The sequence below is a fragment of the Sphingomonas sp. genome, from assembly GCF_024508665.1.
Taxonomy (GTDB): Bacteria; Pseudomonadota; Alphaproteobacteria; order Sphingomonadales; family Sphingomonadaceae; genus Sphingomonas.
Window position 1 is genome coordinate 573,483 of the sequence record NZ_JANINP010000001.1, and the last position, 15,548, is coordinate 589,030.

Here is a 15,548-nt window from a genome sequence, read left to right on the forward strand (position 1 = left end):
ACGATCTTCCTTCCTCCCTTGCGCAAAGTGAGTCCCGATCCTGCTGGTCGTTTGCCCGTCGCGCAACGCAATTGGGTTGCGATCGGTATAGCTTACGGGATCGCTCGCTAAGCGTCGCGCGGGGCGCTATCGGACGGGTATGACCAATCGCTGTCCCTGGGCGGGTTCGGACCCGCAGATGCAAGCCTATCATGACAATGAATGGGGAGTGCCCGAACGCGACGGGCGCGCATTATGGGAAAAGCTGCAGCTTGACGGTTTCCAGGCCGGGCTCTCCTGGTCGACCATCCTCAAGAAGCGCGATGCGTTTCGAGAGGTGTTCGCGGGCTTCGAGCCGGAGAAGGTCGCCAGGTTCGATTCGCCCGATGTCGAGCGGCTGCTCGGCGACGCACGGATCATCCGGTCGCGCGCCAAGATCGAGGCGACGATCGGCAATGCGCGCGCCTATCTGACGATGCGCGATGCCAGCGAGGACTTCGCCGATTTCTGCTGGTCGTTCGTCGAGGGCGAGCCGCTCAAGGGTGACGGCGTGCACGTGCCCGCCAAGACGCCGCTGTCCGAAGAAGTCTCGAAACAACTCCGCAAGCGCGGCTTCAAGTTCGTCGGGCCGGTGATCGTCTATGCCTGGATGCAGGCATGCGGGCTGGTCGACGATCATTTGAACGGATGTTTCCGGCGGAGCGGTGGCCTCAGCCGTAGCTGACCAATTCGAACTCGGTGCCGTCGAAATCGAAGAAGTAGAACCGCCGGCCGGGTTCGTAGTCGCCATGATTGAACGGCTCGAGCCCCGCCGCCACGACGCGGCGTTCAGCATCGTCGAGATTGTCGACGACGATGCCGATATGGTTGAGCGGCCGGCCCTTGCGAAAAGCGTCGTCGGCGGTGTCGGCGCCGTCCTTCGTGTAGAATGCCAGGTAGAATTGGTCGTCACCGACATGGATCGATCGGCCGCCGCTGATCGCCGGGCCCTGCCAGCGGATGTTCCAGCCGAACAAATCGTGCATCAGCTTGGCGCTGCGTTCCGGATCGCGAACCGTAATGTTGACGTGCTCGATGAAGGTGCCGGGCATGGATCGTTCCTCGTATGAAGTTTCCGTGCCGGTGGAGATAGTTCCTCAACCTTAGTTGAGGTCAAGGGGTAAAAGCCGGTGCCTCAAATGTCGCGTCCGCGGCCCTTTACGGAACGTTCCGCGCCCGCGATAAGCCGCGGCAACGCCCGCGCTCAGTCGGGTGGGTAGGGAGTCGCGAAGGACATGCGGACATGGTTGACCGGTGGAATGATCGGGCTGGTGGCGGTTCTCGCGATCGGAACGAGTGCCGTGGCTGCTGATGATGCGCAGCGGACGCTGACGCTCGATCGGGTGTTCGGCAGCCCCGATCTGTCGGGATCCCAGCCCCGCGCGATGAAGCTCTCGCCCGACGGCAAATTGCTGACCCTGCTCAAGCCCCGTGCCGACGAGAAGAGCCGTTTCGACCTGTGGGCGCGCGACACCGCGACCGGCGAGGAACGGATGCTGGTCGATTCGAAGAAAGTCGGCACCGGCGCCGAATTGTCCGAGGCGGAAAAGATGCAGCGCGAACGCGCGCGCATCGCCGGCGACAAGGGCATCGTTGCCTATGATTGGGCGCCTGACGGCAAGTCGATCCTGGTTCCGCTCGACGGCGACCTCTACCTCGCGCATCTCGACGGCAAGGTCGAGCGGCTGACCAATACGCCGGGCGGCGAGCTCAACCCGGTGATCAGCCCGGCGGGCGGGTTCGTCAGTTTCGTGCGTGACCAGAATCTGTTCGTTCAGCCGCTCGGAGGCGGCGCTGCCAAGGCGTTGACATCGGACGGCGGCGGTACCGTCCATTGGGGTGAGGCAGAGTTCGTCGCGCAAGAGGAAATGGATCGCCGCACCGGCTATTGGTGGGCGCCTGGCGACCGTCTGGTCGCGGTCGAACGGTTCGACGAGGCGCCGGTCGGTATCGTCACGCGTGCGGCGATCGGCGCCGAGGGCACCAAGGTGTTCGACCAGCGCTATCCGTCGGCCGGCACGCCCAACGTTCACGTCCAGCTCTACGTCATCGACCCCGCGACCGGCGGCAAGGTCAAGGTCGACCTGGGCAGCGATCCAGACATCTACTTGACCCGCGTCGACTGGACGCCCGACGGCAAGACCTTGCTGGTCCAGCGTGAGAACCGCGCGCAGACCGGGCTCGACATGCTCGCCGTCGACCCCGCGACGGGCAAGGCGAGGACGTGGTTCAGCGAGAAGTCGGGACCCGACAGCTGGGTCAATCTCAGCGACAATTACCACGCGATGAAGGACGGCAGCCTGATCTGGTGGTCCGAGCGCGATGGCTTCGGACACCTATACCGGTTCGCCAAGGGCAAATGGATGCAGCTGACCAAGGGCCCGTGGCAAGTCACCGATCTGGTTGGTGTCGACGAAGCGCGCGGGCGGCTCTATTTCATGGCGAACAAGGACGACGTGCTCGAGCAGCAGCTCTACACGGTCGATATCGCTCGACCGAACGCGGTGACCCGGCTGACCGAGCGTGGCTGGACCAACAAGGCGGTGATGGACGATGCCGCGACGCGGCTGATCGTGACGCGCTCCAATCCCAACCAGCCGCCGCAGACCTATCTCGCCGACACGACGGGCAAGAAGCTTGGCTGGATCAACGAGAATGCGATGAAGCCGGGGCATCCTTATTACCCGTATCTCGGCACCCATCGGCAGCGGACGTTCGGCACGATCAAGGCGGCCGACGGCACCGATCTCTATTACGAGATGATCACGCCCCCGCTGGAGCCGGGCAAGCGCTATCCGGTGTTCTTCCAGCATTATGGTGGCCCGCACAGCCAGACGGTGACGCGCGGGTGGGAGAGCCCGCTCGAGCAATTGATCGTCAGCAAAGGCTATATCTTCTTCCAGCTCGACAATCGCGGCTCGCCCAATCGCGGCAAGGCATTCGAAGACAAGATCTATCGCGCGATGGGATCGATCGAGGTTCAGGACCAGCTAGCCGGCGCGAAGTGGCTCAAGCAGCAGGCCTATGTCGATCCCGACCGGATCGGGATCTATGGCTGGTCCTATGGCGGCTACATGACCTTGAAGATGCTGGAGGCCAATCCTGGCGTCTATGCGGGCGGCGTCGCGGGCGCACCGGTGACCAAGTGGGAACTCTACGACACGCATTATACCGAGCGTTACATGGGCAACCCCAAGGCGGACGCCAAAGCCTATGCGACGTCGGACGCGATCGATGACGCGCCGAAGATCAGCGACCCGCTGCTGCTGGTGCACGGCATGTCGGACGATAATGTCGTGTTCGAGAATTCGACCGCGTTCGCGGCCAAGATGCAGGCGGCCAATCGTCCGTTCGAAATGATGTTCTATCCGGGGAAGACGCATGCCGCGGCGCGCGACATCCATGTCTGGACGACGATCTTCAATTATTTCGATCGCGTGGTGAAGAACCGGCTGGCGCGATAGCCAGCCGCTCGGCATTTAGACGGCAAGTATCGGCTTTTTTTTAATCCTCCCCCGCCAGGGGGAGGTGGCAGGCGCAGCCTGACGGAGAGGGAGGAAGCACGACGGGTGAGCCGCTGTCCGCCCCCTCCGCCCCCTCCGTCGCCTTCGGCGCCACCTCCCCTTGGCGGGGGAGGATTATTCCAATGTTGATCTCCACAGACGGCCCGGTCAGCCGGCGCGGGTCCTAGCGGCTGATCAGCTCGACCAGACGGAGAGCGTCGAGCAAGGCGCGGCGCGCGATGCGGATGCGGTCGAGCAATGCGGGGTCGCCGATCTCGGCGATCGCGATCTCCTCGGGCCAATGTGCCTCGATCACCGCGGAGATTCGATCGAGCTTCGCCTCGTCGACCAGGAAGCGGGGATCGACGGTAGCGGGGTCGCACACCACGCGCAGCCTGAGGCAGGCCGGGCCACCGCCGTTGCGCATCGATTGCCGGACGTCGACCACTTCCAGGCGCCGGATCGGCCCATTACCCGCGATCATCTCGCCGAGCCACGACCAGACCGCGGCGTTGCCACGCGCCTCGCCCGGCAGGATCAGCGCCATCGTGCCGTCGGGGAGCGTCACCAGCTGCGCGTTGAACAGATACGATTGGATGGCGTCGGCAAGGCTGACGCGATGCGCCGGTACCTCGACGATCTCGGCCCAGGGCGCCTTCGCGGCGATCTCGGCATAGAGGCCGGCTTTATCCTCGAAGGCGAGTTCGTGCACGAACAGCACGCGTTCATTGGCGACCGCGACCACGTCGTTGTGAAAGGTGCCCGCAGCGATTGCCTCGACCGATTGCTGGGCGAAGATCGTTCGTGCCGGATCGAGGCGATGTGCGCGCGCGACCGCTTCCGACGCTTCGCGGCGCTGGCGGGCGGGGAAGGGGCCACCGCTTTCGCCGTAAACGAAGATCTCCACGCCGGGCTCACCGTGGCGTTCGCACAGCCTCATATGGTTGGCAGCACCTTCGTCGCCGAACGGGGCGGGGATAGGTGGGTGCACAAGGAAGGCCGGATCGGCGAAAGCGAGGCGGAGCTGCGCCAGCGTCTCTGGCCATTCGTGGCTGCGATGCGCCATCGTCACCAGATTGGCGACGGTCAGATGGCACAGGCGGTCGGCCGCGTCGGGCGCAGGGGACACCGTCGCCGCATTGGCTGCCCACATGGGGGAAGCGGACAAGGCTTGCGCCTTCAGATGCGATGGCGCTGACGCGTAATCGGTCGCCAGCGCCGCGAGCCAGCGATCGTCCGGCCGGTCGTGCGGCGGCAAAAGCCCCTGGGTCAAACCGAGCCGGAGATTGGCCCGCATCTTCTCTACGCCTTCGAGCGCGGCCTCGAGCGGGCGTGAGGTCAATCCGGCATTGCCGGTCGCGGCCAGATTGCCCAGGCTCAGGCCGGCATAATTATGGCTCGGACCGACCACGCCATCGAAATTGATCTCGACCAGCGGCATCAGAAGCGGCCGACATGAGTGATGTCATCGCCCTCGCGGACTCCAAGCGCTTCGGCCCCTGCGCGATCGATCACCACGCCCTCGCTCGCGGTGCGCAACTGGACGAAGGCGCAGCGAAAGCTCGACAGATGACCGGCCGCCGCGAGCGCGCGTTCACCGCCGTCATCCTCGATCGCGATCACCTTACTCGTCACCGCTTCGGCGATGCTGCGCACCTTGTCGGTCCGTGCAGTCATGGTCGGTCCGCCGTCGAAGATGTCGATATAATTCTCGAACGCGAAACCTTCGTTTTCCAGCATCCGCATTGCCGCACGGCCCGAGGGATGGGGCAGGCCGATGACGCTGCGCGCGCTCTCGGTCAGCATGGCGACGTAGATCGGGTGTTTGGGGAACAGGTCGGCGATGAACTGGTGGCCGTGAGTCGCGTTGAAGCGATCGGCGTCCTGGAAGTTCATCCCGAAGAAGCGCCCCGCCAGGCCATCCCAGAACGGCGATCCACCGGCTTCGTCGATGATCCCGCGCAATTCGGCAAGGATACGCTCGGCGAAACGCTGCCGATGCATCGCGATGAACAGATAACGGCTGCGCGCGAGCAGCATACCGAGCCCGCCCGCACGCTCGCCGGGATGGAGGAACAACCCGCCGACTTCGCTGCACCCCTCGAGGTCGGTCGACAGCGTCAGCATTTCAGCCCGGAAGGTCCGGTTGAGCTCCTCGCTCTTCTGCGACAGCGTCCCGATGCGATAGCTGTAAAAGGGATGCTGCTGGCCGACCTGACTGAAGATCTGGCACGTGCCGCGAACCTCGCCGGTCTCCACATTTTCTAGCATCAACACGAAAACGTCGTCGCCCAGTGTGTCTTCGGCGCGGCCAAAAGCGGCGCTGCTCTGCGCGAGGCGGCGGCGGAGCGCGCGACGATCGGCAGGCAGGTTGGTGAAGCCGCCGCCGGTCAGCTTCGCCATCTCATAGAGATGGTCGAGATCCTCGTCGTTCGCGGCACGGATACGGAAATTCACAATCCCCCCTTTTCGGCGATGCGCATGATGGTGAGCGCGGACAAGGCCGCGCGTTCGGGCAGGCTGTCGACCAGCAGGAACTCATCGGCCGAGTGGATCGCGCCGCCGCGGGCGCCCATCGTGTCGACCACGGGTACTCCCGCCGCAGCAATGTTGTTGCCGTCGCACACGCCGCCGGTCGCTTTCCAGCCGATCGCGAGGCCGAGCCCGGCGCCGACCTGCTTGACCAGGTCGAACAATTTGCCGGCGCCGGCGTCGATCGGCTTGGGCGGTCGGTTGAAGCTGCCATGCGCCTCGATCCGCACGTCGCGCGCGGTGGCGACCGCGGCGATCGCGTCGTCGATTGCGGCCTGCGCGCGGGCGATCGCCTCGGGCGAGGATGGGCGGAAATTGATTCGGAGGATGGCAAGGTCGGGAACGACATTGTTCGGGCCGCCGCCTTCGATCCGCGCGGGATTGACCGCGAGCCCTTCCTCCTTTGCCGCGAACAGCCGCACGGCGAGATCGCTCGCAGCGACGATCGCGTTGCGGCCGTCATCGGGATTACGTCCGGCGTGCGCGCTCCTGCCGTGCACGACGAGCGAGAAATTACCGGTGCCGCCGCGCGCTCCGGCCAACGTACCGTCGGCCAGAGCGGGTTCATAGGTCAGCGCGGCGACCTTGTCGCGCGCCAGGTCGGCGATCAGCGCCGACGAAGAGAACGACCCGGTCTCCTCGTCCGAGTTGATCATCACGTCATAGCCGATCCTGCTGGCCAGCGGGGACGCCTCGACTGCCTTCAACGCTGCGAGCAGCAATGCCAACCCGCCCTTCATGTCGGCGACGCCGGGACCGTTGAGCGTATTGGGGTCGAGGAACACCTGCTGCTGGAATGGATGATCGATCGGATAGACCGTGTCCATATGGCCGGTGAACAGCATCCGGACAGGCGCGTCGGGCCGCACGCGGACGACGAGGTGCCGGCCATGGTCGAGCGCGCTGACATGGCCATCCGGCGCGACGCTGGTTGCAGGAGCTGGCTCGACCAGCTCGACCTTTCCGGGCAGCGCGGAAAAGGCATCGGCCAGCGTCGCCGCCATCGTCTTCAGACCCGCAAGATTGCGCGTCCCGCTATTGATCGCGGCCCAGGCGCGGGTGTGCGCGAGCATCGGCTCGTTGCGCACGCGCTCGAGGATCGCGGCGTCCATCGTCTCCGTCATGCTACCGCTCTAGGCGGTCGCGGTCGATTGGTGAAGCCGTGACCCGAAGGGCGGGAATGGATCAGAAAGCGTAGACCAATCCGGCCCGGCTGATCTGGTCGGTGGTCACGCGGCCTTCGGGCGGCATGCTTTCGTATTGAACGTTGTACGATAGCTGGGCGGATAGCGGACCGAGCACCTTGGCGTTGAGCGCGGTCGTGCCGGTAACCGTCGAATTGTAGCGCTCGACATAAGCGGAGGCATTCTGGGTCAATTGCAGGCCGGGTGAGAGCTTCCAGGCGAAATCCACGCTCCCGCGCGCAGCGATGCTGCGTTCGGTCTCGCCATCGGTAAAGCTGGTCGCGCGATAGGCCGGGCCAAGTTCGAGATCGAGCTTCAGCCTGTTGCCCTTGAGGGCGCTGTAGCCGGCGCCGGCCGATACCGAATATCGCGTTGTATAGCCAAGGAAACGGTCGCTTTCGAATTGCCCCGACCCATAGATGTACGAGCGGTCGTCGATCTTCCAATTGGGCTCCCAGGCCGCCAGATAATGTTCGCGCGAGGTGACACCCAGGCTGCGTTGGTAATCCACCTGAGCCTTGAATTTCTGGCGCCAGTCGAGTCCGTTGCGAGTCAGAGCAAGCGACGCGGAAACGCCTTGGCTCTCGCTGTTGCCGGTCGAAATGAACCCGCCCAGCTCGGCGCGTCCCGACCACAAGTCGAAGAAGCCTGCTTCCTGCAACTTGGCGGTCTTTTCCTCGTTACGCTTCTTCTTCCAATCATCGACCAGCTTGGCGATGGCTTCCTTGCTGTCTGGCGAAGCCGTCCCGGCATATTTCATGATCGTCGCCACGTCGCCTTCGTTGCCCGAGGCGAGCGCCGCGTCGAGCATCGTCTTGATCTGGGGCGGAATAGATGCAGGATCGGCGTTGGCGAGCAGCATCGGCGCTGCTGCGACGAGAAGCAGGGGGAGGCGCATGACGCGCGACATAATACAGCAACCCTGCCATGAAAACCGTTACGCGACGATCCGTTGAGGGATTGTTGCGAATTGGTTTCTAGCCATTCAGATAGGGTGAAAACGCCGCGATAACGTCTTCATAGAGCTTCCGCTTGAACGGCACGATCAGCGCCGGAAGGTCGTGGGGATCGACCCAGCGCCACGTGCTGAATTCGGGATGTGTCGTCGCCAGATTGATGTCCAGATCCTCGCCCAGGAAACGATAGAGGAACCAGGTCTGGCGCTGGCCGCGCCACTTGCCCTTCCACACCTTGCCGACCAGCTCGTCAGGCAGATCGTAATAGAATTCTCCCGGCGCCTGGGCGATCAATTCGACCTTGTCGTGCCCCACGCCGATTTCTTCGTCGAGCTCGCGCACGGCGGCCTGGCCCGCGCTTTCGCCGGGGTCGATCCCGCCTTGCGGCATTTGCCAGGCTTCCATCGTCGTATCGATACGCTGACCCGCGAACGCCAACCCGTCGCGATTGAGGAGCATGACCCCGGCGCAGGGCCGATAGGGAAGGTCGATCTTGGCCGGGGCGTCGCTCATGCCGCCGCCTGTGCCATCGCCCGATCGCCTTCGGCCTCTACGATGATATCCTTGAGCGCCGCGAAAGCGCCCATCACGTCGCCGACGCTCGACGGGATCGCTTTCCGCAGCGTGATGAAACCGTGGATATTGCCCTTGGCCTCGCGAAACACCACGGGCACGCCGGCCAGCGCCAGTGCCGCGGCATAGGCGCGACCCTGGTCGCGGATCGGGTCGAGCCCGCCGGTCACAACCACGGCCGGCGGCATGCCGGCAAGATCGCCGAGCAGTGGCGAGCTGCGGATATGGTCGGCTTCGCTCTTATACGCCGCCATGAACCACTCCATGCTGTCGCGGGTCAGCAGATAGCCCTCGGCGAATTCGGCGTAGGACGGATATTCCTTGCTGGCGTCGGTCGCCGGATAGAAAGGCAATTGCGCGATCACCGGTATCTTAGCGGGCTGGTCGCGTAGGGCGGCCGCTGTGACAATGACCAAGTTACCGCCGGCGCTGTCGCCGCACAACACCAAAGAGGTGACCGAGCGGCCCAGTTCGGCGGGACTGTTCGCGACCCAACGCGCGGCCGCTTCGCAATCGTCCGGCGCGGCGGGCCAGGGGAATTCGGGAGCGAGGCGATAATCGACCGCGATCACCGGCAAGTCCAGCACGCGCGCCATCTCGGCGGTGAAGCTGCCGTGGCTCTCGAGGTCGCCGATCACGAACCCGCCGCCATGGAAGAAGACGATCGCCGGGCCCGGCTCGCGGCTGGCGCGCGGATCGTACAGGCGTGCTGGAATATCGCCCGCCGGGCCGGGGATGGACAGGTCGAGCAACGTACCGAGCTCGCCCACGGGCGGATCGCCGACATCCTTCATCGCGACATACATCTGGCGCGCCGTCGGCGCGTCGAGCTCGTGCATCTTGGGCCCGGGCAGGTTGTTGAGGAAATCGAGGAATCCGCGGACGTCGGGGCGGACGAAGGGCTCGGTCATTCGGGTAATCCTCTCGCTGGTGTCTGGCAATTTAGGTCTTAAGTTAAAACTTATGATCGCGGTCGTCCATCACCCTGACTATGTCGCGCCAGGGCAACCCAAATCCGGCTATCAATGGAACAAGAACGGCGCGATCCGCGACTTGCTCCGCGATGCCGGCGATTCGATCGAGTGGTTTCAGCCCGAAATGATGCCGCTCCGGTGGTTGGAGGCCGCGCACGACCCAGATTATGTCGCCGAAGTGATCGAGGCCCGGGTGCCGCGCGCGAAGGAGCGGCGGATCGGTTTTCCAATCAATGCTATGGTCGCCAACCGGGCGCAGATCGTTCCCGGCGGCACCTATCTCGCGGCGCGGCTCGCGCTCGATCGCGGCTTTGCCGCCAATAGCGCGGGCGGCAGCCACCACGCACTGGCGCACACCGGTGCGGGCTATTGCGTATTCAACGACCTCGCCATCGCGGCGATCCGTCTCGCGGAGGAGGGGCGCCGCGTCTTAATCGTCGATTGCGACGTACATCAGGGCGACGGCACCGCGGCGTTGACCGCCGGCCACCCGGCAATCGCAACCTATTCGATCCATGCGGAGAAGAATTTCCCGGCACGCAAGGCGCGCTCGACGCTTGACGTGGCACTGCCGGATGGGCTGGGCGACGACGCCTATCTCGCCGCGCTGGGGGAGACGCTGACGCCGCTGCTCGATGCGGAGCGTCCTGACCTGATCCTCTATCAGGCGGGAGTCGATCCGTTCGCGGGCGACAGGCTGGGCCGCCTAAATCTGAGCGACGACGGCCTGGTACGCCGCGAACGGCTGGTTGCTCGACTGGCGATCGAGCGGGGCCTTCCGCTCGCCAGCACGGTCGGTGGCGGTTATGGCGACGATGTTCTGGCGATCGCGCGACGTCATGTCGCGGCGATCCTGACCTTGGGTGCGGCCTTCGAGGGTCAGGCCTTAAAACAGCGCTAAGCGGCGTTCGCGGCCGCCCGTTTGAACGGGCCACGGGCATGATGTTTCGAGCCCAGCGGCGTAATCGCAGCACTTTCGTTTCGCCGGTATGGCAAAGAACGGTTTTCACGGGGATGTAATGTATCTACGTTGGCTCCAAGGGGTCCCGCGCCTAGAGAGACCTCCGAACACGACCGCAGGAATTAGTGCTGACATGGCGACCGCCGTCCACGAAGAGACGCCCTCCGAGGCGTCGGCAAACCCACAAGCAGAATCGATCGTCGTCCGTTTCGCCGGGGATTCCGGCGACGGCATGCAGCTGACCGGGGGACAGTTCACGTTGTCCACGGCGCTTGCCGGCAACGACCTGTCGACCTTTCCCGACTTTCCCGCCGAAATCCGTGCCCCGCTGGGCACGCTGTTCGGGGTGTCGGCATTCCAGATCAATTTCGGGTCGACCTCGATCGAGACCGCGGGCGACGCGCTCGACGTGTTGGTGGCGATGAACCCGGCGGCGCTCAAGACCAATGTCAATGAGCTCAAGCCTGGCGGATTGATCATCGCCGACACGGGCGAGTTCACCGAGCGCAACCTCGCCAAGGCGAAGTACGAGTCGAATCCGATCGAGGACGGCAGCCTTGCCAAGTGGCAAGTGCTGGCATTCGACATCTCCGCACTGACCGTTGCGGCGGTGAAGCCGTTCGGGCTGGGCAACAAGGAAGCCCTGCGCTGCAAGAATATGTGGACGCTGGGGCTCGCGCTCTGGATGTTCGACCGCGATCGCCAGCCGCTGATCGATTGGCTCAAGGCCAAGTTCGCCAAGGCGCCGGCACTGGCGGAGGCCAATATCGCCGCGCTCAACGCCGGCCATGCTTATGGCGAGACCGCCGAGCTATCGGGTCCGCTCAAGCAGCACCATGTCCCGGCGGCGGCAGCCGAGCCGGGCCTGTACCGCACCGTGACCGGCGCCGAAGCCATCTCTATGGGGCTGGTAGCAGGCGCGCAGCTCGCCGATCTGCCGATGTTCTTCGGCGGCTATCCGATCACCCCCGCCTCGGCGATCCTGCATCATCTGTCGCGGCTCAAGGAATATGGCGTCACGACCTTCCAGGCGGAGGACGAAATCGCGGCGGTCGCGAGCGCGATCGGCGCCTCTTATGCCGGTCAGCTCGGCGTCACGTCGTCTTCGGGCCCCGGCATCGCGCTCAAGGGCGAGGCGATCGGCCTCGCGATCATGACCGAATTGCCCTTGGTCATCGTCAACTCGCAGCGTGGCGGCCCGTCAACCGGGCTCCCGACCAAGACAGAGCAATCGGACCTCTATCAGGCGGTCTATGGTCGCAATGGCGATGCGCCGATGCCGGTCGTCGCCGCGCGCTCGCCCGCCGATGCATTCGAAGTCGCGATCGAAGCCTGCCGCATCGCCACACAGTACATGACCCCGGTGATGCTGCTGACCGACGGCTATATCGCCAATGCCGCCGAACCTTGGAAGGTGCCCGAGGTCAGCGAGTATGCGCCGTTCCCGGTGACCTTCCTGGACAAGGTGCCCGACAGCGGCTTCCTGCCTTATGCCCGCGACGACAAGCTCGCGCGCCCCTGGGTGAAGCCGGGCACGCCGGGCCTGCTGCACCGCATCGGCGGGATCGAGAAGAAGCAGGGCACGGGGAATATCGATTATTCGCCCGCCAACCATCAGGAAATGACCAACACCCGCAAGGCGAAGGTCGACGGGATCAAGGTGCCCGACCAGACGATCGAGATAGGCAATCCCGGCGGCAAGCTCGCGGTGGTCGGCTGGGGCTCGACCTTTGGACCGATTCATCAGGCGGTGAAGTGTGCGAGGCGCAAGGGGCTTAATGTCAGCCACATCCACCTCCGCCACATCTGGCCCATGCCGGCCAATCTCGGCGATTTGCTCAAGGGTTACGAGAAGATCCTCGTACCGGAAATGAACACTGGTCAACTCAAGACGGTGCTGCGCGATCAATATCTGGTCGACGCCAAGCCGCTCAACAAGGTGTCGGGCCAGCCTTTCCGCATCGCCGAGATCGAAGCTGCGATCGATGCGATCCTCGCCGGCGGATCGGGCGGCCAGGTGCCGGCCGATCAGACGCAATTGCCCAATCCCGTTGCCGGTCATGATGATGGCCACACCAAGCCAGGCGCGCTGTCGCCGCAGTCGCGCTGAAGGATTTACCGATGAACGACATGACCCCGCCGCAAAAGTCGCTGCCCAAGGATTGGGAAACCGACCAGGAAGTGCGCTGGTGCCCGGGTTGCGGCGATTATGCGATCCTGAAGGCGGTGCAGCGGACTATGCCCGAGATCGGCGCGCGGCCCGAAAACACCGTGTTCGTCAGCGGCATTGGCTGCTCGTCGCGTTTTCCCTATTACATGGAGACCTATGGCTTCCATACGATCCATGGCCGCGCGCCGGCGGTGGCGACGGGGGTCAAGCTCGCCAATCCCGATCTCGACGTATGGATCATCACCGGCGACGGCGACGCGCTGTCGATCGGCGGCAACCACACGATGCACTTGTTGCGGCGTAACCTGAATTGCCAGATCTTGTTGTTCAACAACGAGATTTACGGCCTGACCAAGGGGCAATACTCGCCGACCAGCCGCGAGGGTACCCGCTCGCCGTCGACCCCGTTCGGCTCGGTCGATCATCCGGCCAAGCCGTGCGCCTTCGCGCTCGGATCGGGCGCGCGGTTCGTCGCGCGCGGGATCGACGTCCACAAGAACCTGCCCGCGGTGCTCAAGGCGGCCTATGCCCATCAGGGCGCCGGCTTCGTCGAGATCTTCCAAAACTGCATCGTCTATAATGACGACGTGTTCGCGGCCTTCACGGAAAAGGCCAATGCTCCCGGGCATCAGCTGTGGGTCGAACACGGCCAGCCATTGCTGTTCGCGAACGGCACCAAGGGGCTGACGATGGACACCGACCGGCTGGTCCTGAAGGTCGTCGACGTGGTCGACGGCGATTGGCAAGGCGCCGGCGTCGCGGTTCATGACCAGACCAACCGCGGGCTCGCGCACATGTTGGTCGAAATGCCGTTCGGCGCGTTTCCGATGGCGCTGGGTGTGATCTACGACGATCCCGCCCCGACCTTCGACAGCGCGGTCATCGCGCAGAACAAGCAAGCGAGCGAGGGCAAGAAGCCGGACCTGCAGAAACTGCTGAGCCAGGGGCAGACCTGGCAGGTCGAGAAAGAGCCGCGCCCCGAATAAGTCTTTGATTCACGCGGAGGCGCGAAGATGAAGTCGCGTCGGTTCGGGTTTTCGCGCAGAGGCGCAAAGGGCGCAAAGTTGGTGGTCTCGGCTGCAGGCTCATGACTTACGCGAGCTTCGCGTCGCGACGCTCTATGAAATGCCGAGCTTTCAGCGCCTCTGCGCGAACCGGTCAGGTCGGCACAAGTCGGCGACCACGGCGTTGTGGCGCGATGATCGTTCTGAATGCAGATCTTCTTCGCGCCTCCGTGCCTCCGCGTGAATCAACCTTTCTTAACGAGCGCCAATGACTGCACCGACCCTTCTCTGGCTGCGCCGGGACCTCAGGCTCGCCGACCAGCCGGCATTGCTGGCGGCGGTCCAACAGGGGCCGGTCATTCCAATCTACGTCCTCGACGACGAGACTCCGAAGCATCGCAAAATGGGTGCCGCCTCGCGCTGGTGGCTGCATCATAGCCTGGACGCGCTCGACAAGGCCCTGCGCGAGAAAGGATCGCGGCTGATCCTGCGGCGGGGGAAATGCGACGAGGAACTCGGCGAGGTCGCCGAAGACGTGGGCGCCGATACGGTCCACGCAATCCGGCATTACGAACCCTGGTGGCGCAATGCCGAGCGTGCAGTGGCAAAACGGCTCAATCTGGTCTGTCACGACGGCAATTATCTCGCCCCGCCCGGATCCATCACCAGCGGCAGCGGCGAGCCGTACAAAATCTACACGCCGTTCTGGCGGGCGTTGCGCGATGTCATGCCGCCGGGGCATCCGCTCGACCGGCCCCGTGCAATTCCGGCGCCATCTCGCTGGCCGCAAACCGAAAGGCTGAGCGACTGGGACCTGCTACCGACCAAGCCGAATTGGGCAGCCGGTTTCGCCAAAGAATGGGTGCCGGGCGAAGGTGGAGCACACGACCGGGTCGACGACTTCGTTGACGAAGTTGCGCGCTATGACGAGACGCGCAACCTGCCGTCGATCGAGGGGAGCTCGCGCCTGTCGCCGCATCTCCATTTCGGCGAGGTCTCGCCTGGCTATGTCTGGCACCGGATGGCGGGAAAGGGCGGGTCGTCGTCGGTCTTCCTGAGCGAACTCGCCTGGCGCGATTACGCCCAGAACGTCATCCTGCAATTGCCTGATTATGGCGCCAAAAACGGCCGTGAGCGGTTCGACGACCTTCCCTGGCGCTCGGGCAAGGCTGCGCAAGACGACCTGCGGGCGTGGCAGCGCGGCGAGACGGGCTATCCGATCGTCGATGCCGGGATGCGTCAGCTTTGGGCGACCGGCTGGATGCACAATCGCGTGCGGATGATCGCAGCGTCGTTCCTGATCAAGCACTTGCTGATCGATTGGCGCGAAGGGGAGCAATGGTTCTGGGACACGCTGGTCGATGCCGATTACGGTAATAACAGCGTCAATTGGCAATGGGTCGCCGGCACCGGGATCGATGCCAATATGTGGGGCCGCATCATGGCCCCGCTGACTCAATCGGAGAAGTTCGACGCAGGCGACTATATTCGCCAATGGGTACCCGAACTGGCCCACATCCCCGATCCGGCGATCCACGATCCCGAGCAGGCGGGATGCCGGCCGCCGGGTTATCCCGCCAAGCTGATCGGTCATCGCGAAGCGCGCGAGCGGGCCCTGACCGCGGCCAAAATGGTGCGATAACTCACCCAAATCACTTGGCGAAACGTCTGCG

At 64.2% G+C, this 15,548-nt stretch carries 13 protein-coding genes; 6 read left to right on the plus strand and 7 right to left on the minus strand.

All coding sequences use genetic code 11. The features are described 5' to 3' along the window. The first annotated feature begins 139 nt into the window (after positions 1-139). Positions 140-703, plus strand: coding sequence for a DNA-3-methyladenine glycosylase I (locus Q0L25_RS02670; RefSeq protein ID WP_296611359.1), 564 nt, complete (start codon positions 140-142; stop codon positions 701-703). Here the strand turns inward: Q0L25_RS02670 and Q0L25_RS02675 are convergent. Continuing rightward, positions 690-1,070 (minus strand): VOC family protein, encoded by a 381-nt coding sequence (locus Q0L25_RS02675; RefSeq protein WP_296611360.1) that lies wholly within the window; start codon positions 1,068-1,070, stop codon positions 690-692. The genes Q0L25_RS02670 and Q0L25_RS02675 overlap by 14 nt on opposite strands. 183 nt (positions 1,071-1,253) lie before the next feature. Here Q0L25_RS02675 and Q0L25_RS02680 point away from each other — a divergent pair, with 183 nt between their 5' ends. Then, positions 1,254-3,482: a DPP IV N-terminal domain-containing protein gene (locus Q0L25_RS02680; protein ID WP_296611361.1), complete on the plus strand. Its 2,229-nt coding sequence runs from the start codon at positions 1,254-1,256 to the stop codon at positions 3,480-3,482. A 223-nt stretch (positions 3,483-3,705) separates the two neighbouring features. Here Q0L25_RS02680 and Q0L25_RS02685 read toward each other — a convergent pair whose 3' ends face one another. From Q0L25_RS02685 to Q0L25_RS02710, 6 genes are all read right to left on the minus strand, one after another. Continuing rightward, positions 3,706-4,962, minus strand: coding sequence for an N-succinylarginine dihydrolase (locus tag Q0L25_RS02685; protein WP_296611362.1), 1,257 nt, complete (start codon positions 4,960-4,962; stop codon positions 3,706-3,708). Further along, complete coding sequence (locus tag Q0L25_RS02690; protein WP_296611363.1) at positions 4,962-5,978, minus strand: arginine N-succinyltransferase; 1,017 nt, start codon at positions 5,976-5,978, stop codon at positions 4,962-4,964. The genes Q0L25_RS02685 and Q0L25_RS02690 overlap by 1 nt, the downstream gene beginning before the upstream one ends. Beyond that, positions 5,975-7,177, minus strand: a complete 1,203-nt coding sequence (locus tag Q0L25_RS02695; RefSeq protein WP_296611364.1) for a hydrolase — start codon at positions 7,175-7,177, stop codon at positions 5,975-5,977. Before Q0L25_RS02695 ends, Q0L25_RS02690 begins: the two co-directional genes overlap by 4 nt. Before the next feature lie 61 nt (positions 7,178-7,238). Further along, positions 7,239-8,135, minus strand: a complete 897-nt coding sequence (locus tag Q0L25_RS02700) for a YdiY family protein (protein ID WP_296611365.1) — start codon at positions 8,133-8,135, stop codon at positions 7,239-7,241. A gap of 79 nt (positions 8,136-8,214) precedes the next feature. Next, positions 8,215-8,706, minus strand: a complete 492-nt coding sequence (locus Q0L25_RS02705) for an RNA pyrophosphohydrolase (RefSeq protein WP_296611366.1) — start codon at positions 8,704-8,706, stop codon at positions 8,215-8,217. Further along, entirely contained in the window at positions 8,703-9,677 is a 975-nt protein-coding gene (locus Q0L25_RS02710) for an alpha/beta hydrolase (protein ID WP_296611367.1), read from the minus strand. The genes Q0L25_RS02705 and Q0L25_RS02710 overlap by 4 nt, the downstream gene beginning before the upstream one ends. Before the next feature lie 52 nt (positions 9,678-9,729). Here Q0L25_RS02710 and Q0L25_RS02715 point away from each other — a divergent pair, with 52 nt between their 5' ends. The 4 genes from Q0L25_RS02715 (at position 9,730) to Q0L25_RS02730 (ending at position 15,517) form a co-directional block, all read left to right on the plus strand. Continuing rightward, complete coding sequence (locus tag Q0L25_RS02715; protein WP_296611368.1) at positions 9,730-10,641, plus strand: histone deacetylase; 912 nt, start codon at positions 9,730-9,732, stop codon at positions 10,639-10,641. Positions 10,642-10,834: 193 nt separating this feature from the next. After that, a complete protein-coding gene (locus tag Q0L25_RS02720; RefSeq protein ID WP_296611369.1) occupies positions 10,835-12,811 on the plus strand; it encodes a 2-oxoacid:acceptor oxidoreductase subunit alpha in 1,977 nt (658 codons plus the stop codon). An 11-nt stretch (positions 12,812-12,822) separates the two neighbouring features. Beyond that, positions 12,823-13,857, plus strand: coding sequence for a 2-oxoacid:ferredoxin oxidoreductase subunit beta (locus Q0L25_RS02725; RefSeq protein ID WP_296611370.1), 1,035 nt, complete (start codon positions 12,823-12,825; stop codon positions 13,855-13,857). 286 nt (positions 13,858-14,143) lie between these two features. Further along, complete coding sequence (locus tag Q0L25_RS02730) at positions 14,144-15,517, plus strand: deoxyribodipyrimidine photo-lyase (protein ID WP_296611371.1); 1,374 nt, start codon at positions 14,144-14,146, stop codon at positions 15,515-15,517. The last annotated feature ends 31 nt before the right edge of the window (positions 15,518-15,548 follow it).

Bases quoted from the DNA above. Each gene is read 5' to 3' on its own strand.
- Q0L25_RS02680 (WP_296611361.1), top strand. From the start codon at position 1,254: ATGCGGACATGGTTGACCGGTGGAATGATCGGGCTGGTGGCGGTTCTC.
- Q0L25_RS02730 (WP_296611371.1), top strand. From the start codon at position 14,144: ATGACTGCACCGACCCTTCTCTGGCTGCGCCGGGACCTCAGGCTCGCC.
- Q0L25_RS02695 (WP_296611364.1), bottom strand. From the start codon at position 7,177: ATGACGGAGACGATGGACGCCGCGATCCTCGAGCGCGTGCGCAACGAG.
- Q0L25_RS02720 (WP_296611369.1), top strand. From the start codon at position 10,835: ATGGCGACCGCCGTCCACGAAGAGACGCCCTCCGAGGCGTCGGCAAAC.
- Q0L25_RS02725 (WP_296611370.1), top strand. From the start codon at position 12,823: ATGAACGACATGACCCCGCCGCAAAAGTCGCTGCCCAAGGATTGGGAA.
- Q0L25_RS02710 (WP_296611367.1), bottom strand. From the start codon at position 9,677: ATGACCGAGCCCTTCGTCCGCCCCGACGTCCGCGGATTCCTCGATTTC.
- Q0L25_RS02675 (WP_296611360.1), bottom strand. From the start codon at position 1,070: ATGCCCGGCACCTTCATCGAGCACGTCAACATTACGGTTCGCGATCCG.
- Q0L25_RS02700 (WP_296611365.1), bottom strand. From the start codon at position 8,135: ATGCGCCTCCCCCTGCTTCTCGTCGCAGCAGCGCCGATGCTGCTCGCC.
- Q0L25_RS02685 (WP_296611362.1), bottom strand. From the start codon at position 4,962: ATGCCGCTGGTCGAGATCAATTTCGATGGCGTGGTCGGTCCGAGCCAT.
- Q0L25_RS02705 (WP_296611366.1), bottom strand. From the start codon at position 8,706: ATGAGCGACGCCCCGGCCAAGATCGACCTTCCCTATCGGCCCTGCGCC.
- Q0L25_RS02670 (WP_296611359.1), top strand. From the start codon at position 140: ATGACCAATCGCTGTCCCTGGGCGGGTTCGGACCCGCAGATGCAAGCC.
- Q0L25_RS02715 (WP_296611368.1), top strand. From the start codon at position 9,730: ATGATCGCGGTCGTCCATCACCCTGACTATGTCGCGCCAGGGCAACCC.